27 protein-coding genes and 1 pseudogene are annotated in these 21,967 nt (G+C 72.1%); 19 read left to right on the forward strand and 9 right to left on the reverse strand.

Going from position 1 to position 21,967, the window contains the following annotated elements; genetic code table 11:
- Positions 1 to 84 precede the first annotated feature (84 nt).
- Together QDS12_RS20135 and QDS12_RS20140 are read left to right on the forward strand one after the other, a co-directional pair.
- On the forward strand, positions 85 to 1,563 hold the full coding sequence (locus tag QDS12_RS20135) for an amino acid permease (protein ID WP_279882503.1): 1,479 nt from the start codon (positions 85 to 87) through the stop codon (positions 1,561 to 1,563).
- 35 nt (positions 1,564 to 1,598) lie between these two features.
- Complete coding sequence (locus QDS12_RS20140; protein WP_279882504.1) at positions 1,599 to 2,396, forward strand: SGNH/GDSL hydrolase family protein; 798 nt, start codon at positions 1,599 to 1,601, stop codon at positions 2,394 to 2,396.
- 7 nt (positions 2,397 to 2,403) lie between these two features.
- Here QDS12_RS20140 and QDS12_RS20145 read toward each other — a convergent pair whose 3' ends face one another.
- Positions 2,404 to 3,537: an alpha/beta hydrolase-fold protein gene (locus QDS12_RS20145; RefSeq protein ID WP_279882506.1), complete on the reverse strand. Its 1,134-nt coding sequence runs from the start codon at positions 3,535 to 3,537 to the stop codon at positions 2,404 to 2,406.
- Positions 3,538 to 3,621: 84 nt separating this feature from the next.
- Complete coding sequence (locus QDS12_RS20150; protein ID WP_279882508.1) at positions 3,622 to 4,488, reverse strand: hypothetical protein; 867 nt, start codon at positions 4,486 to 4,488, stop codon at positions 3,622 to 3,624.
- Positions 4,489 to 4,577: 89 nt separating this feature from the next.
- Between QDS12_RS20150 and QDS12_RS20155 the strand changes: the two genes are divergently transcribed.
- Positions 4,578 to 6,377, forward strand: coding sequence for a phosphatidylglycerol lysyltransferase domain-containing protein (locus QDS12_RS20155; protein ID WP_279882510.1), 1,800 nt, complete (start codon positions 4,578 to 4,580; stop codon positions 6,375 to 6,377).
- 19 nt (positions 6,378 to 6,396) lie between these two features.
- Here QDS12_RS20155 and QDS12_RS20160 read toward each other — a convergent pair whose 3' ends face one another.
- Complete coding sequence (locus QDS12_RS20160) at positions 6,397 to 7,065, reverse strand: SDR family oxidoreductase (protein WP_279882512.1); 669 nt, start codon at positions 7,063 to 7,065, stop codon at positions 6,397 to 6,399.
- A 56-nt stretch (positions 7,066 to 7,121) separates the two neighbouring features.
- Here QDS12_RS20160 and QDS12_RS20165 point away from each other — a divergent pair, with 56 nt between their 5' ends.
- The 3 genes from QDS12_RS20165 to QDS12_RS20175 all read left to right on the forward strand — a co-directional run bounded on the left by QDS12_RS20165 (position 7,122) and on the right by QDS12_RS20175 (position 9,709).
- Positions 7,122 to 7,481: a helix-turn-helix domain-containing protein gene (locus QDS12_RS20165; protein WP_279882514.1), complete on the forward strand. Its 360-nt coding sequence runs from the start codon at positions 7,122 to 7,124 to the stop codon at positions 7,479 to 7,481.
- A gap of 214 nt (positions 7,482 to 7,695) precedes the next feature.
- Positions 7,696 to 8,106 (forward strand): hypothetical protein, encoded by a 411-nt coding sequence (locus QDS12_RS20170; RefSeq protein WP_279882516.1) that lies wholly within the window; start codon positions 7,696 to 7,698, stop codon positions 8,104 to 8,106.
- Between the two features lie 1,057 nt (positions 8,107 to 9,163).
- Positions 9,164 to 9,709, forward strand: coding sequence for a hypothetical protein (locus QDS12_RS20175; RefSeq protein WP_279882518.1), 546 nt, complete (start codon positions 9,164 to 9,166; stop codon positions 9,707 to 9,709).
- Between the two features lie 146 nt (positions 9,710 to 9,855).
- Here QDS12_RS20175 and QDS12_RS20180 read toward each other — a convergent pair whose 3' ends face one another.
- The gene (locus tag QDS12_RS20180) at positions 9,856 to 10,176 is read right to left on the reverse strand and encodes a nuclear transport factor 2 family protein (protein WP_279882520.1); all 321 of its coding nucleotides are present in this window, start codon (positions 10,174 to 10,176) and stop codon (positions 9,856 to 9,858) included.
- Between the two features lie 78 nt (positions 10,177 to 10,254).
- On the opposite strand from QDS12_RS20180, the gene QDS12_RS20185 reads away from it, so the two are divergent.
- The 3 genes from QDS12_RS20185 to QDS12_RS20195 are packed head-to-tail and all read left to right on the forward strand — an operon-like array spanning position 10,255 to position 11,290.
- Positions 10,255 to 10,578 carry a hypothetical protein gene (locus QDS12_RS20185; RefSeq protein ID WP_279882522.1) on the forward strand — a complete coding sequence of 108 codons (324 nt, stop codon included), beginning with the start codon at positions 10,255 to 10,257 and terminating at the stop codon, positions 10,576 to 10,578.
- On the forward strand, positions 10,575 to 11,012 hold the full coding sequence (locus QDS12_RS20190; RefSeq protein ID WP_279882524.1) for a MerR family transcriptional regulator: 438 nt from the start codon (positions 10,575 to 10,577) through the stop codon (positions 11,010 to 11,012). Before QDS12_RS20185 ends, QDS12_RS20190 begins: the two co-directional genes overlap by 4 nt.
- A complete protein-coding gene (locus QDS12_RS20195; RefSeq protein WP_279882526.1) occupies positions 11,009 to 11,290 on the forward strand; it encodes a hypothetical protein in 282 nt (93 codons plus the stop codon). Before QDS12_RS20190 ends, QDS12_RS20195 begins: the two co-directional genes overlap by 4 nt.
- 33 nt (positions 11,291 to 11,323) lie before the next feature.
- On the opposite strand, the gene QDS12_RS20200 is transcribed toward QDS12_RS20195, so the two are convergent.
- Complete coding sequence (locus QDS12_RS20200; protein ID WP_279882528.1) at positions 11,324 to 11,581, reverse strand: hypothetical protein; 258 nt, start codon at positions 11,579 to 11,581, stop codon at positions 11,324 to 11,326.
- On the opposite strand from QDS12_RS20200, the pseudogene QDS12_RS20205 reads away from it, so the two are divergent.
- The 4 genes and pseudogenes from QDS12_RS20205 to QDS12_RS20220 all read left to right on the forward strand — a co-directional run.
- A pseudogene (locus QDS12_RS20205) lies at positions 11,566 to 11,766 on the forward strand (HNH endonuclease signature motif containing protein); the annotation flags it as partial. The gene QDS12_RS20200 and the pseudogene QDS12_RS20205 sit on opposite strands and share 16 nt — an antisense overlap.
- Positions 11,767 to 11,844: 78 nt before the next feature.
- Positions 11,845 to 11,967, forward strand: coding sequence for a hypothetical protein (locus tag QDS12_RS20210; protein WP_279883529.1), 123 nt, complete (start codon positions 11,845 to 11,847; stop codon positions 11,965 to 11,967).
- Positions 11,964 to 12,659, forward strand: a complete 696-nt coding sequence (locus QDS12_RS20215) for an aspartate/glutamate racemase family protein (RefSeq protein WP_279882530.1) — start codon at positions 11,964 to 11,966, stop codon at positions 12,657 to 12,659. Before QDS12_RS20210 ends, QDS12_RS20215 begins: the two co-directional genes overlap by 4 nt.
- A gap of 27 nt (positions 12,660 to 12,686) precedes the next feature.
- Entirely contained in the window at positions 12,687 to 13,352 is a 666-nt protein-coding gene (locus tag QDS12_RS20220) for a TetR family transcriptional regulator (RefSeq protein WP_279882532.1), read from the forward strand.
- 59 nt (positions 13,353 to 13,411) lie between these two features.
- Here QDS12_RS20220 and QDS12_RS20225 read toward each other — a convergent pair whose 3' ends face one another.
- The gene (locus tag QDS12_RS20225; RefSeq protein ID WP_279882534.1) at positions 13,412 to 13,894 is read right to left on the reverse strand and encodes a pyridoxamine 5'-phosphate oxidase family protein; all 483 of its coding nucleotides are present in this window, start codon (positions 13,892 to 13,894) and stop codon (positions 13,412 to 13,414) included.
- Positions 13,895 to 14,000: 106 nt separating this feature from the next.
- Between QDS12_RS20225 and QDS12_RS20230 the strand changes: the two genes are divergently transcribed.
- The 5 genes from QDS12_RS20230 (at position 14,001) to QDS12_RS20250 (ending at position 19,277) form a co-directional block, all read left to right on the forward strand.
- Positions 14,001 to 14,435 (forward strand): YccF domain-containing protein, encoded by a 435-nt coding sequence (locus QDS12_RS20230; protein ID WP_279882536.1) that lies wholly within the window; start codon positions 14,001 to 14,003, stop codon positions 14,433 to 14,435.
- A gap of 2 nt (positions 14,436 to 14,437) precedes the next feature.
- Positions 14,438 to 15,481 carry a trypsin-like peptidase domain-containing protein gene (locus QDS12_RS20235; RefSeq protein WP_279882538.1) on the forward strand — a complete coding sequence of 348 codons (1,044 nt, stop codon included), beginning with the start codon at positions 14,438 to 14,440 and terminating at the stop codon, positions 15,479 to 15,481.
- A gap of 136 nt (positions 15,482 to 15,617) precedes the next feature.
- Positions 15,618 to 16,370 carry a polyprenol monophosphomannose synthase gene (locus QDS12_RS20240; RefSeq protein ID WP_279882540.1) on the forward strand — a complete coding sequence of 251 codons (753 nt, stop codon included), beginning with the start codon at positions 15,618 to 15,620 and terminating at the stop codon, positions 16,368 to 16,370.
- Positions 16,367 to 18,520 carry a glycosyltransferase gene (locus QDS12_RS20245; RefSeq protein ID WP_279882541.1) on the forward strand — a complete coding sequence of 718 codons (2,154 nt, stop codon included), beginning with the start codon at positions 16,367 to 16,369 and terminating at the stop codon, positions 18,518 to 18,520. The genes QDS12_RS20240 and QDS12_RS20245 overlap by 4 nt, the downstream gene beginning before the upstream one ends.
- Before the next feature lie 7 nt (positions 18,521 to 18,527).
- Positions 18,528 to 19,277, forward strand: coding sequence for a PIG-L family deacetylase (locus QDS12_RS20250; RefSeq protein ID WP_279882543.1), 750 nt, complete (start codon positions 18,528 to 18,530; stop codon positions 19,275 to 19,277).
- Here the strand turns inward: QDS12_RS20250 and QDS12_RS20255 are convergent.
- The gene (locus QDS12_RS20255; RefSeq protein WP_279882545.1) at positions 19,213 to 20,169 is read right to left on the reverse strand and encodes a DMT family transporter; all 957 of its coding nucleotides are present in this window, start codon (positions 20,167 to 20,169) and stop codon (positions 19,213 to 19,215) included. The genes QDS12_RS20250 and QDS12_RS20255 overlap by 65 nt on opposite strands.
- Before the next feature lie 85 nt (positions 20,170 to 20,254).
- Positions 20,255 to 20,821, reverse strand: a complete 567-nt coding sequence (locus tag QDS12_RS20260; RefSeq protein ID WP_279882547.1) for an NAD(P)H-dependent oxidoreductase — start codon at positions 20,819 to 20,821, stop codon at positions 20,255 to 20,257.
- A 121-nt stretch (positions 20,822 to 20,942) separates the two neighbouring features.
- Here QDS12_RS20260 and QDS12_RS20265 point away from each other — a divergent pair, with 121 nt between their 5' ends.
- Complete coding sequence (locus QDS12_RS20265; protein ID WP_279882549.1) at positions 20,943 to 21,242, forward strand: hypothetical protein; 300 nt, start codon at positions 20,943 to 20,945, stop codon at positions 21,240 to 21,242.
- Here the strand turns inward: QDS12_RS20265 and QDS12_RS20270 are convergent.
- Positions 21,239 to 21,880: a glycoside hydrolase family 25 protein gene (locus tag QDS12_RS20270; protein WP_279882551.1), complete on the reverse strand. Its 642-nt coding sequence runs from the start codon at positions 21,878 to 21,880 to the stop codon at positions 21,239 to 21,241. The genes QDS12_RS20265 and QDS12_RS20270 overlap by 4 nt on opposite strands.
- Positions 21,881 to 21,967 lie beyond the last annotated feature (87 nt).

The following is a 21,967-nucleotide window of genomic DNA, read 5'->3' on the forward strand; positions in this document are numbered from 1 at the left end:
GCTGGCTGCCACGAGATCAGCGGGCCGCGATGGACACAGGCTGGCAGCGAGTGACGCGCTGTCGCAATGGGTAGTGGCGGTCGTGTGGACCTGACTCGCACCAAGTCCGTCGACGAGATCCTCGCCACCGGCGCCGACCTCCCCGATGAGGAGGGCGGTCGGCTCCGCCGCCAGCTCGGCCCGATGGACCTGATGAGCTTCGGCATCGGCATCGTGATCGGCACCGGGATCTTCACGCTGACGGGCGTCGCCGCGAAGAACTTCGCCGGTCCCGCGGTCATGCTGTCCTTCGTGCTGGCCGGCGTCGTCAGCCTGCTGGCGGCGCTCTGCTACGCCGAGCTCGCGTCGGCGGTCCCGACCGCCGGGTCGGCGTACACCTATGCGTACGCGACGATCGGCGAGATCTTCGCCTGGATCATCGGGTGGGACCTGGTGCTCGAGTTCGCGCTCGGTGCCGCCGTCGTCGCGCGGGGCTGGGCGGCCTACCTCGCCAGCCTGTCGCACGTCGTCCCGACCAGCCTGTTCGGGGAGTCCGCGCCGGTCGACGTCGGGGCCGTGCTCATCGTGCTCGTGCTCGGCGCCGTCGCCTGGGTGGGGATCCGTGAGTCGAAGTGGCTGACCAACCTGCTCGTCGTCATCAAGGTGCTGGTCTGCGTGTTCGTGATCGTGGTCGGCGCCTTCTACGTGAAGACGGCGAACTGGCATCCGTTCATCCCGCACAGCAAGGCGCCGGAGGAGACCACCGGTGGCCTCACCCAGCCGCTGTGGCAGGCGGTCGCGGGTGTCGAGCCGTCGATCTTCGGCATGGCCGGGGTGCTCTCCGCGGCGGCGATCGTGTTCTTCTCCTACACCGGCTTCGAGGCGGTCGCGAACCTCGGCGAGGAGACTCGCCGGCCGCAGCGGGACCTGCCCATCGGCCTGCTCGGCACCCTCGCCGTCTGCTCGGTCCTCTATGTCGGCGTGTCGGCGGTGATCACCGGCATGGTCAACTACCGGGACGTCGACGAGGGTGCGCCGATCTCCGAGGCGTTCAAGTCCGTCGGCCTGGGCTGGGGCGCCTCGCTCATCAGCCTGGCGGCGATGTGCGGGCTGACGTCCGTCATCCTGGTCGACATCGTGACGATGTCCCGGATCGGGTTCGCCATGGCGCGGGACGGCCTGTTGCCGCCGAAGCTGTCGCGACTGCACCCGCGGTTCGGGACGCCGAGCGTGATCACCGGCGTGACGGTGGCGATCATCGCCGTGCTGGCGGCGTTCGTGCCGCTGGCCGACCTCGCCGAGATGGTGAGCATCGGCACGCTCTTCGCGTTCGCCGTCGTGTCGCTCGCCGTGCCGATCCTGCGGCGGACCCGCGCCGACCTCGACCGGCCGTTCCGCACGCCTCTCTTCCCCGTCCTCCCGATCGTCTCGGCCGTCCTCTGCGTCGCCCTGATGGCGAACCTCGCGATCGAGACGTGGCTGCGCTTCCTGATCTGGCTCGTCATCGGGTTCGTCGTCTACTTCGGCTACGGCGTGCGGAGCTCGCGCGCGACCCGGGGCGGCGAGGTCACCGCCCGCCGCTGACGCCCGCCGCTGACGGCCGGGTACCGTCGAGAGGCGTGCCCGCCCGCACCGCCGGCCGACTGGCCCTCTCCTTCCTGCTGGCAGCGCTCCTCACGCTGACGCTGGGCGCGCCGCCACTGGTCGACCACGGCGGCGCCGTCCCGCCGGCTGCGAGGGGCCATGCGGTCCTGGCGCTGGGCGACTCGGTGCCGTCCGGCCACGCGTGCGACTGCCAGCCGTTCCCCCAGACCTACGGGTCCCTGCTGAGCCAGCGGACGGGTGCGCCCGTGTCCGTCGACAACCGCGCGGTCGGCGGCCTGGACACAGCCGACGTGATCGCCCAGCTGCGCACGCCCGACGTCCAGGGCGCCGTACGCCGGTCCGACGTCGTCCTCCTGACCATCGGCGCCAACGACTTCGGCGACCACCACGACCAGGTCGTCAGCGGCACGTGCGGAGGCGGCGACCGGGACTGCGTCAGCGACGAGCTCGACGCCCTGCGTGCCCATCTGACGGCGGTGCTCGCGACGATCCGCAGCCTGCGCCAGGGCCGGCCGACGACGATGCTCGTCACCGGCTACTGGAACGTGTTCGAGGACGGCGACGTCGCCCGACGCGCCTACGGCACCGCGGGCCTGCGGGCGTCGCTGGCGTTGACGCGGCGGGCCAACGCGGTGATCAGCTCGGTGTCCGCCTCCGCGGGCGCACGCTACGTCGATCTCTTCACGATCTTCGAGCAGCCCGGACGCAACGTCACCGCGCTCATGGCCGCGGACGGCGACCACCCGAACGCGGCGGGGCACGCTCTCATCGCGCGCACGCTTCTCGACGCCGGCCTGCCACGCACGAGCTGAGGGCCGTCTACGGACGGAAGCCGGCGGCGTTCTCGCCGAGCCATCGCAGCGCCTGCGGCATCAGCCCGATCCACACCGAGTCGCGGTGTCCGGCGTTCTGCAGGACCACGGCACGTACGGCGGTCGGCTTCCGCGTGGCGCCCAGGAGCCGGGCGCTGGAGTTGTAGCTGACCGGGTCGGCGTGGGAGGTCTCCACCCACAGCGACACGGGAGGCGCCTGGCGGGCGACCGTCTGCGACAGGTCGTAGCGCCTGCCCAGCCGGCTGGTGGGGCCGAACGGCTCGTAGAACGGCCCGAAGTCGGGTCTGAAGTAGCCGCCCAGCACGATCCCGGAGCCGTACTGCGCCGGGTGCAGGATCGTCGCCATGGCGGCGTCGAACCCGCCGGCGGAGTAGCCGATCGTGGCCCAGGCGGCCCGGTTCGCGACCACGCGGAAGTGCTGGCCCACCCAGTCCGGGACGTCGCGCGTCAGCCACGTCTCGACCTGGGGTGCACCGGCCGGCCCGTTCACGCCCTCGGTGTCGACGCCGCGCGGGATCTCGACGTCCGGCATGACGACGACCGGCGGGCGCAGCTCGTGGGCGCGCACCACCCCGTCGACGATCTGGCCGATGTGGAAGATCTTGACCCAGTTCAGTGGCTCGCTCGGGTAGCCGTGGAAGGCCTCGAGCACCGGGTAGTGCTCCCGGGTGGCCGACGTGTAGCCCGGGGGCAGCTGGACGAGGACGTGTCCCGTCAGCCCGCTGAGCGCACCGTGGACGACGTACTTGACCAGCCCGGTGGAGCCCACCGGCCGGGTCAGGGGCGGCGGGTGCGCCGCGACCGACGCAGCGTCGCCCGTGACCGCGATGCTCGCCGCGCGCCGCTCGCCGCCACCGCGGTGCAGTGAGGTCTGGGCGACGTGGCCCGTGACGGCCCCGCGCAGGTCGCCCCAGCCGGCGAAGAACAGGTAGCTGGCGTTGAGCTGGGTGGCCGCGGTCAGCAGCACGAGCAGGTTGACCAGCGCCAGGGCGCCGACCCGTCCGGCGACGTGCCAGGGAGTCGGTCGTGTCAGTCTCGGCCAGAGCACGATGACGGCGAGGAACGCCACGACGGTGAGCACGATGATCCCGTCGAGGAAGAACGAACCGGTGAGTGACATGCGTGTCCCCCTGGCGCCGGACCTGGCTCCCCCCATGAAAGCGCCGCTGCCTGAGGGCAGGCTGATGACCGGCGAACCGGTTGCTCAGCAATCCGTTGAGGTGCTCGCCTCCACGTCGCCGAAGCGGGCGAGCACGAGGGACGCGCCCACGGCGAGGACGAATCCCCACGCGGCCACCGCTCCCCATCCCGGCCTCGGGTGGTCGCCCAGGACGACCAAGCCGACCAGGGCCGGCAGCACGGTCTCACCGACCACCAGGGGTGCCGTCGCCTGGACGACCGTTCCCCGCTGGAGCGCCGTCGCGTACGCCGTCAGGCCGAGCGGCGTCGCCACCAGCAGTGCGTAGAACGCCGGTGCTCCGACGACCGCGCGGACGAGGGCGCCCAGACCGCCGTCGGTCGCCGACACCGACAGGATCCGCGCGGCCACCGCGACCACGCCGAACCCGAGCCCGCCGACGGCGCCGAGCATCCAGGCACCCTCACGGCCGCCGACCCGGGACAGCGGGACGGCGGCGACGACCAGCGCCAGCGCCGCGCCGAGGACCAGCCACTGCGCGCCCGTGCCGAGGAGATGTGCGGCCTGCGGAGCGGCCGAGAGCCCGACGAGTGCCAGCCCGGCCACCAGGACCACCAGTGCCGCCACCTCGAGCCTCCGCATCCGGAGGCCGACGGTCGCGAACGCCACCACGGCGGTGACGGCCAGGAAGCTCGCCGTGACCGACTGGACGACATACAGCGGCAGCGTCCGGAGGGCCACCAGTGACAGCACGAAGCCGACGGCGTCGAGGGCAAGGCCCACCGGGTAGCGCCAGGTCCCCGCGAGCCTGACCAACAGGCGCGGGTCCAGCCGGATCGCCGGCTCCACGCCGGTCGCGGCGGCGGACTGGAGGACCGAGCCGACCCCGTAGCACAGCGACGTACCGACCGCGCACGCAAGTCCGACGGGCATGGCTTACGGTACGGCGGCGGCTTCATCCAACCGTCATGTGGCGCGACGCATAGTGGCCGCGTCAACCACGAGTGCGGAACGGAGATCCGATGACTGCCCTGTCCCCGGAGGCGGGTCACCGCGAGAACAGCCTCGCGCGGGCCACGCGGCGGAGGGCCAGACATCGGGTCCCGCGGGCCCTCGCCGCCCTGGGCACGCCGAAGACCATCTCGCGGCTCGTGTGGCTCGTCGGCGTCGTCGCGGTCATCAGCGCCGCGTCCCCCGCCTTCCACAGCCGCGTGCTGCTGGTGACCGGCACCGTCCCGCCGGTGTTCCCCGCGGCGGCCACGACCGGCACGCTCGCCGCCGGCGTGGTGCTGATGCTCCTGGCGACAGGCCTTCGGCGGGGGAAGTACCGCGCGTGGCTGCTGGCCACGGTGCTGACCGCCTTCGCGACGATCGCGCACCTGGTCAAGGGCCTGGACGTCGAGGAGGCCACGCTGACGGCGTCGGTCTTCGCGTTGCTGGTGTCGGCACGGCACCGCTTCCGCGCGCGCCCCGATCCGCGGTCGCCACGCCGTATCGCCGCGGTGGTGGTCCTCGGGATCCCCCTCGCAGCCTTCCTCGGGTTCGTCTGGATCAGCGTCGACCTCGACGGGCTCGCCCCCAGCACCACGGTGCACGCCAAGCTCACCGAGGCCTTCCTCGGACTGGTCGGTGTCCCGGGCCCGGTCTCGTTCGTCGAGCCGGGCATGGCGGCGCGTACGTCGGCGGGGCTCGCCGTGCTGGGCGCGGCCCTGGTGCTGCTGCTCGTCGTCGTGGCGCTCCAGCCGGCGGCCGGCCCTCACCGGCTCGACCTCGCGGAACGCGAAGGCGTCCGCAGCCTGCTGGGCCGGTGGGGTGCCGTCGACTCGCTCTCGTGGTTCGCGCTGCGCGAGGACCGGGCGGTGATCTTCTCGCCGAGCCGCAAGGCGGCGGTCAGCTATCGCATCGTCGGGGGCGTCTCACTGGCGGCCGGCGACCCGCTCGGCGACCCGGAGGCCTGGCCCGGTGCGATCGCGGCCTGGCTCCAGGAGGCGGACTCCTACGGATGGCGTCCGGCCGTGCTGGGCGCCAGCGAACAGGGCGCGGAGGCGTACTACCGCGCCGGCCTCGACGCCTTGGAGCTCGGCGACGAGGCCGTCCTCCAGACGGCCGACTTCACGACGGAGGGCCGCCGCATGCGGGTGGTCCGTCAGGCGGTGACCCGGTGCCGGCGCGCCGGCCTGAGCACCACCTGCAACCGCGTCGGCGACCTGGACGAGGCCACCCGCAGCGCGCTCCTGGCCAGCGCGGAGGCGTGGCGCGACGGCGAGGTCGAGCGCGGGTTCTCCATGGCCCTGGGCAGGCTGGCCGACCCCGAGGACGGGGACGCCGTGGTGGTGCTGTGCCGCGACGCCTCCGGTCGGCTCCGCGGCCTCCTCCAGCTGGTGCCGTGGGGCGACGACGGCCTCTCGCTCGACGTCATGCGCCGCGACCGCTCCAGCGAGAACGGCATCATCGAGCTGATGGTCGCCGACCTGATGGCGCAGGCGCCTGCCCTGGGCGTCGCTCGCGTCTCGCTCAACTTCGCCGTCTTCCGCCACGTGTTCGCGCGTGGCGAGCGCCTCGGCGCCGGACCCGTCCTGCGTCTGTGGCGGGCGATCCTGGTGCAGGCGTCGCGCTTCTGGCAGATCGAGTCGCTCTACCGCGCCAACGCCAAGTTCCAGCCGGAGTGGGTGCCGCGGTTCGTCTGCTTCAGGGCCGTGGGCGACCTGCCCAGCGTGTCCGTGGCCGTGCTCCGCGCCGAGGCGTTCCTCGTCGCGCCGGCGTGGTGGCGCAACCTGGGACAGCGCGCGCGGGAGCGCGGGTCCGTCGACGGGGTGGCCTGAGCGTTCCGCCATCCGCCGGTCAGCGTCGGCCGCCGTCGACGTGGATCGTCTGGCCGTCGACGAACCCCGAGCGCATCAGCCAGATCGCTGCCTCGACGACGTCGTCCAGGTCGCCGTACCGCCCGACGAGGGTCTGCCCGGCCGCCCCGGCGAGGAAGCCCGACTTCGCCTCGCCCTTGCTGTCCCAGGCGCCGCTGTCGATGACGCCCGGCGCGATCGCGTTGACCCGGACCGGGGCGAGGTTCGCGGCGAGGTGGCGCGCGGCGAAGTCGACCGCGCCGTTGGTCACGCCCTTGACGGTCGACCCCGGTCCGGGTCGCCAGCCGACGACGCCGGCGAACAGGGTCATCGAGCGGCGGATCTCGACGTGCTTCGCGACGAGCATGGGTCCGATCACCTTGGCCTCGAACGCGGCGACGATCCGGTCGCGGTCCAGCTCGGCGATCGGGACATCGTGAGGGAGCGAGCCGAGGGTCACGACGTGGTCGACCGCGCCGAGCTGCTCGGCGGCGGCTGCGATCGACGCCTCGTCCGTGAGGTCGATCCGTACGGCGCCCTCGATCGTCGACGGCTCACGCGCGCCGACCACCACGTCCATGCCTTCGTGCCGAGCCCGCTCCGCGATGGCCGCGCCGATGCCCCGACCGCCGCCGATCACCAGGAGTCGCTGTCCGTGTAGTTCAGTCATGCGAGCGACGGTATGCTTTTGATACCGAGTTACTGCAAGGGAACCGGAGGATCCCGATGGGCTACAACGTGATGGCTCGCACCTGTCCCTCCCGCGTCGTGCTCCACCGGATCGGCGCCCGCTGGACGGTGTTCGTCGTGAACGCGCTCGAGCACGGCCCGAAGCGCTTCGTCGAGCTCAAGACCCACATCCAGGGCATCACCCCGAAGGTCCTCACCGAGACGCTGCGAACCCTCGAGCGCGACGGCCTCGTCCTCCGCACCGACCACGAGGAGAACCCGCCGCGCGTCGAGTACGAGCTCACAGAGCTGGGCCGCTCGCTCCTGGAGCCGCTCCGTGCGGTGCGCCGCTGGGCCGAGGCACACGTGCCCGAGATCGAGGCCGCGAACGCCGCGGCGGCCGCTAGGGAGTCCTGACGCGGCGCGATCGGATCTGCCCTCCCGAGGCCAGCATGCGCGCCGCACCGGCAGCACCGACCAGCAGCCTCACGGCCATCCCGGGGAGTGTCGCCGACGGTCTGACATTCCGGGTGCCATCGGCCACAATCAGCCCGTGACCGGTCCCGTGCCCTCTGCGTCGCCGCGACCCGCGAGCTCAGCGACACCGGGCACGGTCTCTGTTGCCGCGGCCGTGACGATCGCTGCGGCAGCTGTCACCGGGATGGCCCTGCTGTTCATCGCGGTCGGGTTCGTCGTCGTGGGCCGCGCCCTCCTCGACGACTTCGACGAGGCAGACTCCGTCGTGCCCTGGTTCTTCAGCATCGTCGGAACACTGCTCGCCTTGTGCACGATCGCCGTCGTCGCATCCCTGGGGCTACTGAGGCGTCGCCGCTGGGCCTGGTGGACGCTGCTCGCGCTCTGCCCGATCACGGCCGGGCTCGGCGTCGTCTCCGGCTACTACCTGCTGCCACTGGGCGTGGCGGCCGCAGCCTCCACCGTCTTCGTCCTGCTGCTCCTCCCCGCGACCCGCGCGTGGACGTCGGACTCCGGGCCATTCGTCGACGGCCACCCCGTTCGGGACCGTCCCTCCGAGCTGTGTTGACCTGCCGAGGATCCAGTCTCGGACTGTGTCTGGTCTTGCCGAGCGGCCGCTAGCCGCACGGAGTCGGTTCGACCGGCCCACGTCAGTCGCTTTCATCGGCGTCGGTTTGGCGTGGCTCCTGGTGATCTCGCCGCCCGGGGGCGGCGACGGGATGGAGGACGTGGTCTTCTTCCTCATCGGAACGGCTTACCTGGTTCTGGGTGGCCTCTGGACGGCCTCGAGCGCGATGCGGACGCCGAACACCGCCTGGGAGCAGGTCATCGTCCCCGGCGTTCTCTGGGTGCTCACGGTCGTCTTCTGGACCGTGGTGTGGTTCAACCTCGGGATCACGGCGGCGCACGATCCCGACACGGCGTACTTGGTCAACGGTGTCTCGCTGCCGGAGGACATCGGCCGTGGGCTGTTCGCTGGCACCGTGTCGTTCCTGATGTGGCTGGCGCCGTCCGTGGGGTTGAGGAGTGCCCGGCGCTGGATCCAGCCTGGGTGGCCCGCTCTCAGACGTCGAACAGCGTCGGCTGATCACCCTTGGGGAGGCTGCTGCCGCCGCGCGGACCTGGCCGCTCGGATCCTGAGCAAGCAGCTCGACATCGGCATCGCTCAGCGTCGGGTTCGACGCGATCGATCCGCGAACCGTCGGATGCGGGTCCCGTGCCAACGCCGCCACGACGGTCACGTCCTCGGTCACTTCCGCCAGTCGTTCGCGCACCGAGTGGGCGGGCTCGTGCATCGAGCCGAATCAACCGTTCCGCGTCGTCGCCTTGGGCAGAATGACCTGCATGAGCTCGTGGGGGCCAGGGGCCTTCTCCAACGACGAGGCGGCCGACGTACGCGACGAGTACCGCGCCCTGCTCGAGAACAAGGTCCCCGACGGTGAGGCCACCCGGCATGTGATCGCAGGGTTCGCGACGTCCGCCGGGATCGACGACCCCAACCTCTGGATCGCGCTCGCGGCATCCCAACAGGAGCTCGGACGTCTCGACGACGACGTCAGAAGGCGCGCGATGCAGTTGATCGACTCCGGTGAGGCGCTGCGGTCGTGGCTCGAAGGCGAGGGCACGTGGATCAGCCCGGGCAGAGCCCGGCACCTGCTCGAACGGTCGCCCGTCGCCAAGCGGTCCTGGCCGAGCTGCGGGCGCGGCTCACTGGTCCACAGCCAGCGCCGAAGCGGGTCCGCAGACCGCGGCAGCATGTCACCGACCTGGAGCCCGGCGATGTCCTCTCCTTCACCGTCGGAGCGGAGACCGCACTCTTTCGCGTGTTGCGTGTCGACCGCGATCGGACCGGGACCGTCCCGGTCGTGGGGTGGCTGGACTGGGAGGGCACCGAGCCACCCGACGGCGAGGCCATTCGCCGGCTTGCCGTACGCGTCCAGGATGACGTCGATCTGGCCCGTTACGACATGCCCAGAGCGCCCCGGCCGCTCATCGACCGCCTCCTCACGCCGATGCCGCGGGGAAAGGACTGGCGTGCGGCAGGGTTCGTACTCGCTGCCCGGGTACCCCCAGTTCCCGAGGATGCGACACGCGAGTCGTGGGGCGGCATGCACTGGGAGAGCCTGGCCTTCGACATCGTCCACCGGCTGGGCGGCCACGAGCTGACCTAGGAGTCCGCCTGGCCCGCGCCAGATCCTGGGCGTGGCCGCCTGCGATCAGTCGACTTCTTCGATGCGAGTCAGGACCAGTCGGTCGTCGCTGGTGCGCCGGTAGATGTCGACGTTCGCGGGGGCGAGCGGACCGCTCGTGCACGGCGTCAGTCAGGCTTGATCACCATCGAGCGGATCTGGTCGCCCTGGACCTCGAACGCGATGTCACTCGTGCCGTTGAACCCGTCACCGCGCACATCGAGCGTGACGACGTACCCCTCGCCGTCCTGACGCGTGCGGAGCGCCGCGAACCGGGTGTTCTTGCCGATGTTGTCCGTGTGGTCCCACGACGCCACCCCGTCGCGGCCGTGGAACTTCCGACCCCAGTCCTCGAGGTAGGCGTCCTCGGTGAAGGCTGCGACGAAGGCAGCATGATCACCCGCGTTCGTCGCCTCGATCATCCGCTGGACAGCCGCCGGGGTCTCCATGGGCCCGATGCTGCCATGTGGACGACATCGAGATCGCGTCTTGCATCCGGTACTCAGGTCCGGGTTTACCGTCATCGCGTGGAAGACGTGATGACGACCGAGGCGTGCACCCTGCCGACCGCGGAACGCCCCTTGCGGCTGGCGGAGTTCGACGCGCTGTTCGCGTCGTCCGCGCGCAGCGTGGTCCGCCGTGACCTCGAGGTGCAGATCCACCTGACTGGGGCCGAGGGGCTGCTCGAGTCGGCACGGGACCTCGCCGAGCGGGAGACGGCCTGTTGCTCGTTCTTCACGTTCGCAGTGGAGGGAACCGACGACGACTTCACGATGTCGATCTCGGCGCCGCGGGAGCGACGCGACATCCTCGACGCTCTGGCGACCCGGGCGAAGGAGGGGTCGGCATGAGCCTGCGTGCGAGCCAGGTGGCCGATGCGGCAGGGGTGAACCGGGAGACCCTGCGCTACTACGAGCGCCGTGGGCTCCTGGCCGCCCCGGACCGCAGCCCCGGCGGTCACCGGATGTACGACGAGCAGGCGGTCGTGACCCTGCGCGTCATCAAGGCCGCCCAGCGGCTGGGGTTCACCCTGGACGAGGTCGCCGATCTCATCGAGGTCGGCCGTCGCCGCGGCCGCGACTCGAGCCTGCAGGCGCGAGCGGCCGAGAAGCTCGTCGAGGTCGAGGCGCGCATCGAGGACCTCATCCTGATCAGGACCAACCTCCGGGCGGCCATCGCAGCCGGCTGCGACGACCTGCACCAGTGCGCGAGCAGCGACTGCTGCCCCATCCCGTTCGTCGACCTGGCCGACGTCACGACTCCCGAGAGGACCAGCCCCCGATGAGCGACTCGACGAGCGGCAGCAAGCGCTACCTCATCGGCGGCGGTGCCGCTGCCTGCGCCGTCTGCTGCGCTCCCCCGATCCTCGCGCTGGTCGGGATCGCCGGAGCCGGCACCGTGGCGACGATCGCGACCCTCGCCTTGGCCGGGCTGGTGTTCGCCCTGGTCGTCGCCGCGATCAGCGTGGCGACGTTCGTCGTGCGGAAGCGGCAGCGGGACCGGACGTACACCGCGCTGGGATCGAGCCATCGCCGTGGCCCGCTCCTCGATCGCGACGCCTGAGCCGACACAGCGGAAGCCAGCGCGACGACCCCCTCACACGACCACCAGGACGAGCAGGCCGCCGACGGCGACCGCGGCGACCAGCATCGCGAGGCCGAACTGCCGCCAGCCGGGCGCAGCGAGCGTCACCGCGATCGTCAGGCCCGCGAACACGGCGGTGAGCGCCAGGGCGACGTCCCAGGCGCCGTACGCCCAGACGGCGGAGACCAGCAGGCCACCAGCGACGCCGACGGCCGCCCCCGGCAGCGGGCCGGGCTGCTCTCCGTGCGGGTCGGGTGACGGGTCGTCCACGCATCCAGCGTCCCACCCGCCCACCGACGTCGGCACGGACACCGCCGCCGCGGCTGCGCGAACAGGTCATCGCCCTCAACCCCACCTGCGTCTTCGCCCACTGCCACCGACCCGCCGACGACCTCGACCTCGACCACATCCGCGAGCACGACCGCGGTGGCGAAACCAGTTCCGAGAATCTCGCCCCACTCCACCGACCTTCGAGACACCGGCTGACTCCTCCCCGGCGCTTATGCGAGCATCGCGAAGTCGCCTCCGACCTCGTGGCGCTCACCTTCGATGCCCGTGACCCGCACGCGCTCGCCGACTTCTGGCCCGGCCTGCTGCGCGGGGCACGGACCGAGGGCACGCGCGGATCGGTCGCGCCGCTAGTGTGCGACCAGTGAGGAAGATCGGACTTCTCGGCGGGATGAGCTGGGAGAGCTCCGCGCTCTACTACCGGCTCGTCAACGAGGGCGTTCGTGACCGCCTCGGCGGTCTGCACTCGGCGGTGTGCGTGATGGGTTCCGTCGACTTCGCCGAGATCGAGCGACTCCAGGTCTCCGGTGAGTGGACCCAGGCGGGCGAGCTCCTGGCCGACGAGGCACGCGGCCTGGTGGCCGCCGGGGCCGAGTGCGTCGTGCTGTGCACGAACACCATGCACAAGGTCGCGCCGACGATCGAGAACGCCGTCGACGTACCACTGATCCACCTCGTCGACGTCACCGCCGCGGCGGTCAAGGAGGCGGGACTGCGACGCGTGGCGCTCCTCGGGACCCGCTTCACGATGGAGGAGTCGTTCTACCGCGACAGGATGGCGGCGTACGGCGTCGACACGATGGTGCCGGACGCCGACGAGCGCACGGTCGTCAACGACGTGATCTACGACGAGCTGGTCGTCGGTGTCGTCGACGACGCCGCGCGGGCGGCGTACCGCCGGATCATCGATCGCCTCGCGCACGCCGGAGCGGAAGGCGTCATCCTCGGCTGCACGGAGATCGAGCTGCTCATCGCGCAGGACGACTCGCCCGTCCCGGTCTTCGCGTCCACGGCCCTGCATGCCGAGGCCGCCGTCGACTTCGCACTCAGCTCGGCGTGACTAGAACGTGTTCTAAGAACGTGTAGCATGTGTCTCGCACCCGGCCGGGCACGGGTGACGGCGACGGCGGGCGGAGGACACGTGGCGATCGGGTCAGCGACGAGCAAGCAGGAGCGCAGCAGCGGTTCACCCGCCCAGCGGGAGCGCCGCACGCGGATGCTGGACGCGACGATCGGGCTCGCCTCGGAGGGCGGCTTCGACGCGGTCCAGATGCGTGAGGTGGCCGAGCGGGCCGACGTCGCGCTCGGCACGCTCTACCGCTACTTCCCCTCGAAGATCCACCTGCTCGTCGCGGCGCTCTACCGCGAGCTCGAGACGACCGAGGCCCGCACCGCGACGCGGGCCACCCCGGGCGACACCCCGCACGAGCGGGTGATGTTCATGCTGAGCAGGATGACCCGAGGCTTGCAGAAGCAGCCCCAGCTCACCGAGGCGCTGGTGCGGGCGTTCATGTTCGCCGACGCCACGGTGTCTGACGAGATCCACTCGGTCGGCATGCGGCTCACGACCATGATCTCCCGCGCCATCGCCGGCGATCCGGAGCACGACGAGGCCACCGACGAGGAGGCGGCGATCATCCGGATCATCGCCGACGTCTGGCTGGCCGCCCTCGTGAGCTGGGTGACAGGACGGACATCGGCAGCCGAGGTGGAGCGCTCCGTCGACGTCGCGGTCGGGCTGTTGCTCCCCTAGCCGCCAGAGGAGTGCGTAGCGCCCACCGCTCACCGCTCACCGCTCATCGCGATGCCGCCTCATGCTCCTCGGCCCGGCGGCGCGGACATCTTGCGGTGGTCCCAGCTCGCGACGTGCTCGGGCTCGACGATCACACCGACCCGCTTGCGCGCCTGCTGGGCGACGATCTCCTCGCCGAGCTCGCCGGTGTCGACGCCGCCGGCCATCACCGCGAGGACCTGGGCACCGAGAGCGCGTACGTCGTCGTAGTCCTCGACGAGGACGGCTCGGCCACGGATGCTGACGCCGCGCAGCTCGAAGTAGTCGTCACCGTCTTCGACCAGGCAACTGATCCGTGGATCGCGCCGCAGGTTGACGATCTTCTGCGACGAGCCGTAGGTCCAGAACGCGATGCGGCCCTTGTCCAGGACGTAGAACAAGGTGGTCAGGTGCGGCTCGCCGCCCGGTCCCACGGTCGCCACCTGTACCTTCCTGCGGTTGCGGAGGAGCTCCTCCGTCTCCTCGTCGGTCAGCCGGACGCCCTGTCGTCCTCGCGCACTCATCGATCTCCACTCTTCTCCGCAACCAGAACACGTTCTACCGTACCGGAACCGTGAACCCTGCCGCATGCCCTCGCAGCGGCGGCGGGGCCCGTGGGACGCTGCTGCCATGCGGTTCGTGCTGAACGTGTTGTGGCTGGTGCTCTCCGGGATCTGGTTGAGCATCGGCTACGTGATCGCCGGTGTCCTGCTGTGCCTCACGATCATCGGGATCCCCTTCGGGATCGCTGCCTTCCGGATCGCCAACTACGCGCTCTGGCCGTTCGGGCGCACGATCATCCGGACCGAGAGCGCGGGCGTCGCGTCGGCGATCGGCAACGTGCTCTGGTTCGTCCTGGCCGGCCTCTGGCTGGCCATCGCTCATGCGCTGAGCGGAGTCGCGCTGTGCGTGACGATCATCGGGATCCCGCTCGGGATCGCGAACTTCAAGATGATCCCGGTGTCGCTGCTGCCCCTCGGTCGGACCATCGTCGACAACGACGACCTGCGGGCTGCCTACACCGCGGGGCCCTATCCCCGGCAGCCGGGGCAAGGCACCATGTGACCGTGAAGATCTCGGGCACCTGGCCCTGGCTCGTCGCCCTGGTGGTGGCCGCGCTCCTGGGCGGCGGCATCGGGGCCGCCACCGTGCTGGCGGTCCACGACGACCCGGGGACGTGCTCCACGGTGTCGGTGGCCTCCGACGTGCTCCCGTCGGTCGTCACCGTCGAGGTGACCAGGCCGGACGGCGCGGGCGGCAACGGCACCGGGGCCGTCTACCGCTCGGGCGGCTACGTCCTCACCAACGAGCACGTGGTCTCCGACGCGGTCGGCGGGCAGGCGACGATGATCGTGCGCTACGACGACGGCTCCACCTCGCCCGCGACCATCGTGGGCGTCGACGTCGCCACCGACCTGGCCGTGGTCAAGGCCGCCGACGGCGCCAAGGGCCGGCCGGTCCTGAGCACCGGCAACTCCGACGCGCTCGACGTCGGCCAGCCCGTCATCGCCCTGGGCGCGCCGCTGGGTCTGTCCAACACCGTGACGAGCGGGATCGTGAGCGCGCTCGGCCGCTACGTCCCGGTGCCGTCGGGCACCGGCCGCACCGCCCACCTCCTGGACGCCATCCAGACCGACGCCTCGATCAACCCCGGCAACAGCGGCGGTCCGCTCGTCGACTGCGCCGGCCAGCAGGTCGGCGTCAACTCGGCGATCAGCACGGTCCCGAACGCCGAGGGCACCGCCGGTGGCGGCAGCGTCGGCCTCGGCTTCGCCATCCCGATGACGATCGCGGGACCGATCGCCCGACAGCTCATCTCCACCGGCCGCGCCGACCACCCGGTCATCGGGCTGGCCGCGCACCCGGTGACCAGCACGGAGGGCGGCCGACCGGAGGGCCTCGCCGTCACCGACCTCCTCCCCGGCGGGCCGGCCGCGAGCGCCGGCCTCGCCGTCGGCGACGTCATCACCCAGATCAACGGCGCCCCGGCGGTGAGCACCGAGCAGCTCGTCCTCGTGAGCCTGCGGCACGAGCCGGGCGACACCGTGACGCTCACCTACCGACGCGGCGGGAGCGAGCACACCGCGAAGGTCACCCTGGGCGCACCCTGACCGGTCGAGGTGCGTCGGCGCTGGTCGAGGTGCGAGGAGCGCTGGCGACGAGCCTCGAAGCCGAGCCGATCAAAGCGCGAACCTCCACCAGCGAACCTTCATGGTCGCTTCATTCGGCGCTGCCTACGGTCCAGCCATGCGCTGCGTCATCGTCGTCCCCACCTTCAACGAGGCCGCCACCGTCAAGACGCTGATCAACACGGTCGGCGCCGTCCGGCGGACCATGACGGACGCGACCGTCGACGTCCTCGTCGTCGACGACAACAGCCCGGACGGCACCGGCGACCTGGTACGGCGTCATCGCGCGTTCGGCGAGTGGCTGCACCTGCTCCCCCGTATCTCCAAGGACGGGCTCGGGGCCGCCTACCGGGCCGGCTTCGCGGCCGGGGTGGCCGACGGCTACGACGCCGTGGTCCAGATGGACGCCGACGGCTCGCACCCCGCCGCCGAGATCCCCGCGATGATCGCCCTGCTGGAACGCCACGACATCGTGGTGGGCTCTCGCTACGTCGCTGGTGGCGCGACGGAGAACTGGCCGGCGCAGCGCCGGCTGCTCTCCTGGGCCGCCAACTCCTACGCACGCGGCGTGCTCGGCCTGCACACGCGCGACGCGACGTCCGGCTTCCGGGCGTGGCGGACCTCGGCGCTGGTCGCCGCCGGGGTACTGGACACGACGTCCAACGGCTATGGCTTCCAGGTCGAGAACACCTGGCGCGCCGAGCGGCTCGGGCTGCGCGTCTGCGAGCACCCCATCACGTTCGTCGAGCGGACGGCCGGCGCATCGAAGATGAGCCCCGAGGTCGCCCGCGAGGCGGCCGTCCTCGTCCTCCGCTGGCGGCTCGCCGAGCTGCGCGGGCAGCGGCCGGTCCCGAGGGAAGCGACCGCATGAGACGGTCGCACGCCTGGGCCCGGCTCCGGTTCGTCGCGTCGTGGCTCGTCGCGCTCGCACTCGTCGGCGTCGGTCTCCCGCGTGCGGTCGACCTCTCCTGGCACGGCGTGATGCCGGTGCTGCGCGGCATCCACTGGCCGGCGGCGCTCGCCCTGACGGCGCTGTGGCTGGTCGGGCTGTTCGTCCACTCGTTCGTCCTCACGGCGGCGGCGCCGAGCCTCACGCACCGCCGCGCCCTCACCCTCAACGTCACCGGTAGCGCGATCTCCAACGTGGTCCCCCTCGGCGGTGCCGCCGGCGTCGAGCTCAACCGCCGGATGATGCGGGCCTGGGGCATCGACGCGCGGGCGTTCACCGGCTACACGTTCCTCACGAACCTGTGGGACGTGGGCGCCAAGCTCCTCCTGCCCGTCGTGGGCGTGATCGCCCTCGAGCGCGCGGGCGAGGCGGTCACACCGCAGCTGCGCACCGCGTCACTGCTCGCGGGCGTCACCTTCGCCGGCCTGGTCGCCGTCGCGGCGACGCTGCTGGCCAGCCTGCGGGGCGCCGTCGCACTCGGCCGTGCCGGCGAGTGGGTCGCGCGCCCCGCGTTGCGTCTCCTCGGGAAGCACCCCGAGCTCGACCTGTCCGCCGCCCTCCTCGACATCCGCAACGAGTGCGTCGGGCTGGTCGGGCGCGGCTGGCTGCGGATGTCGGCCGGGATCATCGGCTACGTCGCGCTGCAGGGCCTCCTCCTCGGCTTCTGCCTCCACCTGACCGGCGCCGGCACCACCTGGGCCGAGGTGCTGGCCGGGTTCGCGGTCGAACGCATGCTGACGGTCGTCCCGATCACTCCTGGCGGCGTCGGCATCGCCGACCTGGGCCTGGTCGCGGTGCTGCTGGCCCTCGGCGGGGACCCGGCCGGCGTGACCGCCGCCGCGGTGCTCTACCGCGCCTTCGTCTTCGCCGTCGAGATCCCCGTCGGTGGGGGCGCGCTCGGTCTCTGGCTGCTGGGCCAGCGGCTGACCGCGCACCGCCCCGCGGCGTACGCCCGGGATCCTGGAGGCAGGCGCCGCGTCGTCCACGTCACCGACGTCTTCCTCCCGCGCCTGGGGGGCATCGAGACGCACGTCGACGACCTGGCGCGACACCAGCGCGCCCAGGGTCTGGAGGTGGACGTGCTCACGCCGACGGCGGCCGGCGAGGCCGACCCGCCGTGGGTGCGCCGCCTGTCGGTCGCCGCCGCGCGCCGGGCCGTCACCGACTACGACGTCGTGCACGTCCACGTCTCGATGTTCTCGCCGTACGCCGTCGGGGTGGCTCGCGCCGCCATGTCGGCGGGCATCCCGACCCTCCTGACCGTCCATTCGATGTGGCTGGGGGCCGGCGGCATCCTCAGGCTCGCCGCCCTCGCGGGAGTGCGGCGCTGGCCGGTGGCGTGGTCGGCGGTCAGCGACGCCGCTGCCGAGAGCTTCCGGCGGTCCCTGGGCACCGTCGATGTGGCCGTGCTGCCGAACGCGATCGACGTGGCCGCCTGGGGCGCCCGGCCGCCGGACCGCGAGCCGTCGGACGGCCCGGTCACCGTCGTGAGCGTCATGCGGCTGATGCGACGCAAGCGCCCGCTCCAGCTCCTCGCCCTGTTCCGTCGGGTGCGCCGGCTGGCGCCCGATGACGACGTCCGCCTCGTCATCGTCGGAGACGGCCCGCTCCGGCCGCGGATGGAGCGGTACGTCCGCCGGCACGACCTCGGCCGGCAGGTCCGCATCACCGGTCGCATCCCCCGTGCCGAGGTCCTCGACCAGCTGCGGGCGGCCTCGCTCTACGTCGCGCCCGCGCCGAAGGAGTCGTTCGGCATCGCCGCGCTGGAGGCACGCTGTGCGGGGCTCCCGGTCGTCGCCAACAGGCGCAGCGGCGTCGGCGAGTTCGTCCGCGACCGGGTGGACGGCGTACTGGTCGCCGACGACGCCGAGATGGCCGTCGCCCTCGCCGACCTGGTCCGAGACGCCGACCTGCGCGCCCGGATGACGGCGCACAACCGACGCGTCGCCCCGCGCTTCGACTGGAGCGACGTCCTCGAGCGCACCGAGGCGCTCTACCAGGAGGCGGCGGAGCGCGCCGCACGCGCCCCCGAGCCGACCGTCGTCCCGGGCCGGCTGGCCGCCCGAGCGTGAGACACCGATGTCGACGATCGTCTCCCTGCACGCCCACCCCGACGACGAGGCCCTGCTGACCGGCGGCTGGCTCGCCCAGCGCGCCGCCGCCGGCGACCGCGTCGTGCTGGTGTTCGCCACCGACGGCGACGCCGGCCTCACCGCCCCCGCCCACGGCCCCGCTTCCCTTGGGGTCGTACGCCGCGCCGAGGCGCACGCCTCCGGGCGAGCCCTCGGCGCGGCTCGGGTGGTCTGGCTCGGGTACGCCGACTCGGGCATGGCCGACTCACCCACCTCGGGCCCGGGCCGGCTGGTGGACGCCGACGTCGCCGAGGCCGCCCGTGCCGTGGCCGCGATCCTCGACGAGGAGGACGCCGACGTCCTCACCGGCTACGACCCGCACGGCGGCTACGGACATCCGGACCACGTCCGGGTCCACCGCGTCGCTCGCACGGCCCAGCAGCTGGCCCGCCGACGGCCGGCGCTCCTCGAGGCGACGATCGACCGGACGTGGCTGCTCCGGGTCGTGCGGGTGCTGCGACCCTTCGCGCGGCTGCTGCCCGGCCTCACGCTGCCGGGCCGCGACGTCTACACCGCGCGTGCCGACGTCTCGCTGGCGGTCGACGTCACCGGCCAGCTCGACGCCAAGCGGGCCGCGCTCGCCGCGCACGCGACCCAGGCCGGCGGCGGGGTGCGCACGGTGCGCTTGCTCCTCACGCTTCCCCGTCCGTTGGCCCGACGCGTACTGGGGACGGAGTGGTTCCTCGTCGTTCCGTAGCCGAGGCGCGCCCACGACGAGCGGCGTCGCCGATCTCGTCAGCGTCCTCAGCACGGGCGAGCCGACGCAGCCCCCAGCCCATGAGGGTGAGCGCCAGCAGCTGGCCCGCGATCGCTGCCCAGCCGTGGGCCGGCAGCTCCCCGAAGACCGCGACCCCGAAGGCGATGGCGACCAGGACGTCGACCACGTTGAGGAGCGGCATCGACGCCGAGAGCGGGGCGGCCCGGTAGGCCCGCTGGTTCAACGCCATGCCGGAGAGCCCCGTGAGCACGAGCGCCCAGGCGGGCCACGCGGTCGTGAGCGCCCAGAGGTGCTCGGCGACCCCGTGACCCGCGGCACCTCTCGCCGCCGCGAGCTTGACGAGTCCGGCCGTCAGGCCGAACAAGATGCCGCAGGCCACCCCGTACCCCGTCGCCTTCGGAACACCGCGTCGCCGACCTGCCCACCACGCGATCGCGACGGCCAGCGCGCCGCCGACCATCGTCACCACGGCGGCGACGCCCGACGAGGGGGGCTGCGACGAGCGGGGATCGGCCGCGATCAGGAAGATCGCGAGTCCGGTCGCCGTCACGGCCACCGTGCCCACCTCGCCGCGGCCGGGGAGCCGGCGGCCCAGCGCGGCACGGATCGGGACGGCGACCACGATGCCGGAGACCACGACGGGCTGGACCAGGACGAGGACGCCGAGGCGCAGGGCCACCGCGTGGAGCAGGAACGCCGCGAGGGCGAGGCCCTGACCGACCACCCAGCGACGCCGGCGGAGAAGCGCACGGACGGCGGCCGCCGTACCGACGTCGTCGGGCAGGTCGGCGTTCGCGTGGTGCTGCAACGAGCTCGACACGGCGAAGCCCGCCGCGGAGCAGGCGGCGACACCGAGCGCGACGTCGTTCACGTGGCGACGCTAGGTGCGACCGGATGAAGGGCACATGAAGCCATCGGTCAGTGCGCCGCCCCTCATCAACACCAGGACAGGCCGGTCATGGCCGCGGGATCACAGTGAGGACGCGCTCGATGTGGGTGCGGAACTCCCCCATGAAGTCGGCGAGGAACGCGGCGGTCGACTCGTCGGTGACCTCGCCGTCGTCGTTGATCAGCCCGGGCGTGAGGTGGATGTAGGCCTCCGGCGCCGTCATCTGGCGGGCGTTGCAGAAGCTCAGGACCGCGCGCAGGCTCTGCTGCCCGACCGCGGTTCCGATCTGGCCGATGGACGCTCCGATGACGGCCGCGGGCAGGTGGTGGAAGGAGTTCTGCCCCCAGGGGCGCGAGGCCCAGTCGATCGCGTTCTTCAGGGCGCCCGGGATGGAGCGGTTGTACTCCGGGCTGACGAACATCACGGCGTCCGACGCGGCGATCGCGTCCTTGAGCGCCCGAGCCTCCGGCGGGTAGTCGGTGTCGAAGTCGGGGCTGTAGAGCGCGAGGTCGCCGATGGGGATCTCGGTGAACTCCAGGTCTCGGGGTGCGAGCCGGATGAGGGCGCGGCTCAGCGTGCGGTTGATCGACGTCGAGGACAGGCTTCCGACGAAGTAGCCGACCTTGTAGGCCATGGTGGTCTCCTCTCGGGTTGCGTGCGAGAGACCCGGTGCCCGATCGGGGCGACAACTCCCGTACGACTTCGGCAGACCCCGTCCCGACCATTGATCGAACACGTGTTCTATCGTTGGTCACGTGCCGATCCCGCTCCCGACGCTCGTCTGGACCGACGTCACCGGCTCGTGGGTGAACCCGAACCCGGGGATCCTGCTCGCCTGGCGCCACGTCGAGCGCGACGGCCGGCCCGCGTGGGAGGGCTGGGTGATCAGCGCGTGGGCCGGCGGCGCGCCGGCCCACGGCGAGAAGGTCTACGTGCACCAGGCGTGGACCGATGCGGCGCACATCAGGATCGCCGATGCCCCGAAGCCGGAGCCGGACCTCTCCCGGCACCGGCCCGCCCACCACGGGCGGTCGGGGATGGCGGCCCCGAGCTAGCGGCCGGCCAGCACCGCCAGCTGCTTCTCGGAGCCCGAGAAGACGTTCAGGTCGACGTCGGTCGACGTGCCCGGCAGCTTGCCCTGCGAGGAGTGCTGCCAGAAGGTCCACCTCGACCACGGCCGCGGGATCCGCGGAGCCGTCACCGCGGACCCGTAGTGGGCGATCCAGAGCGGGTAGTGCCTGAACGCCGGGTTGGGACCGACGTTCTCGGCGAAGAAGGTGGCGTAGGTGTAGAGGACCGGCGTGTGCCCGGTCATCCGCTCCACCGCGCGCAGCCACGTGAGCGCCCACCGCGCCATCTGGCGGCGGTTCAGGTGGTTCGGGTTGGCCTCGAAGTCCAGAGCCAGCGGCAGGTCGCCCGCACGCGGGGTCCCCGCGGCACGCACGGCCTTGCGGGCCTCCCAGAGAGCGTCCGCGGCGACCGGGCCCCCGGGCATCGCGTAGTGGTAGGAGCCCACGAAGGCGCCCGCCGCCTTCGCCGCCGCCTCGTCACGGCCATACCACGGGTTCGCCTCGCCGGGACGCTTGCCGCCGGCGGAGGCCTTGACGAAGGTGAAGGCGAATCCCGGCGCGGCGTGCGAGAGCGCTGCCCACTTGAGCGTCTGGCGCGGGTGCGGGTGCTGCCACTTGGACACGTCGACACCCCAGACACCGAATCCGGACCGCTGCCGCGGACTGCGAGCCTGGCCCGATGGACGAGGCGCCGGCTTCTGGGGCCGGCT

The organism is Nocardioides sp. CER19 (assembly GCF_029846275.1).
Taxonomy (GTDB): Bacteria; Actinomycetota; Actinomycetes; order Propionibacteriales; family Nocardioidaceae; genus Nocardioides.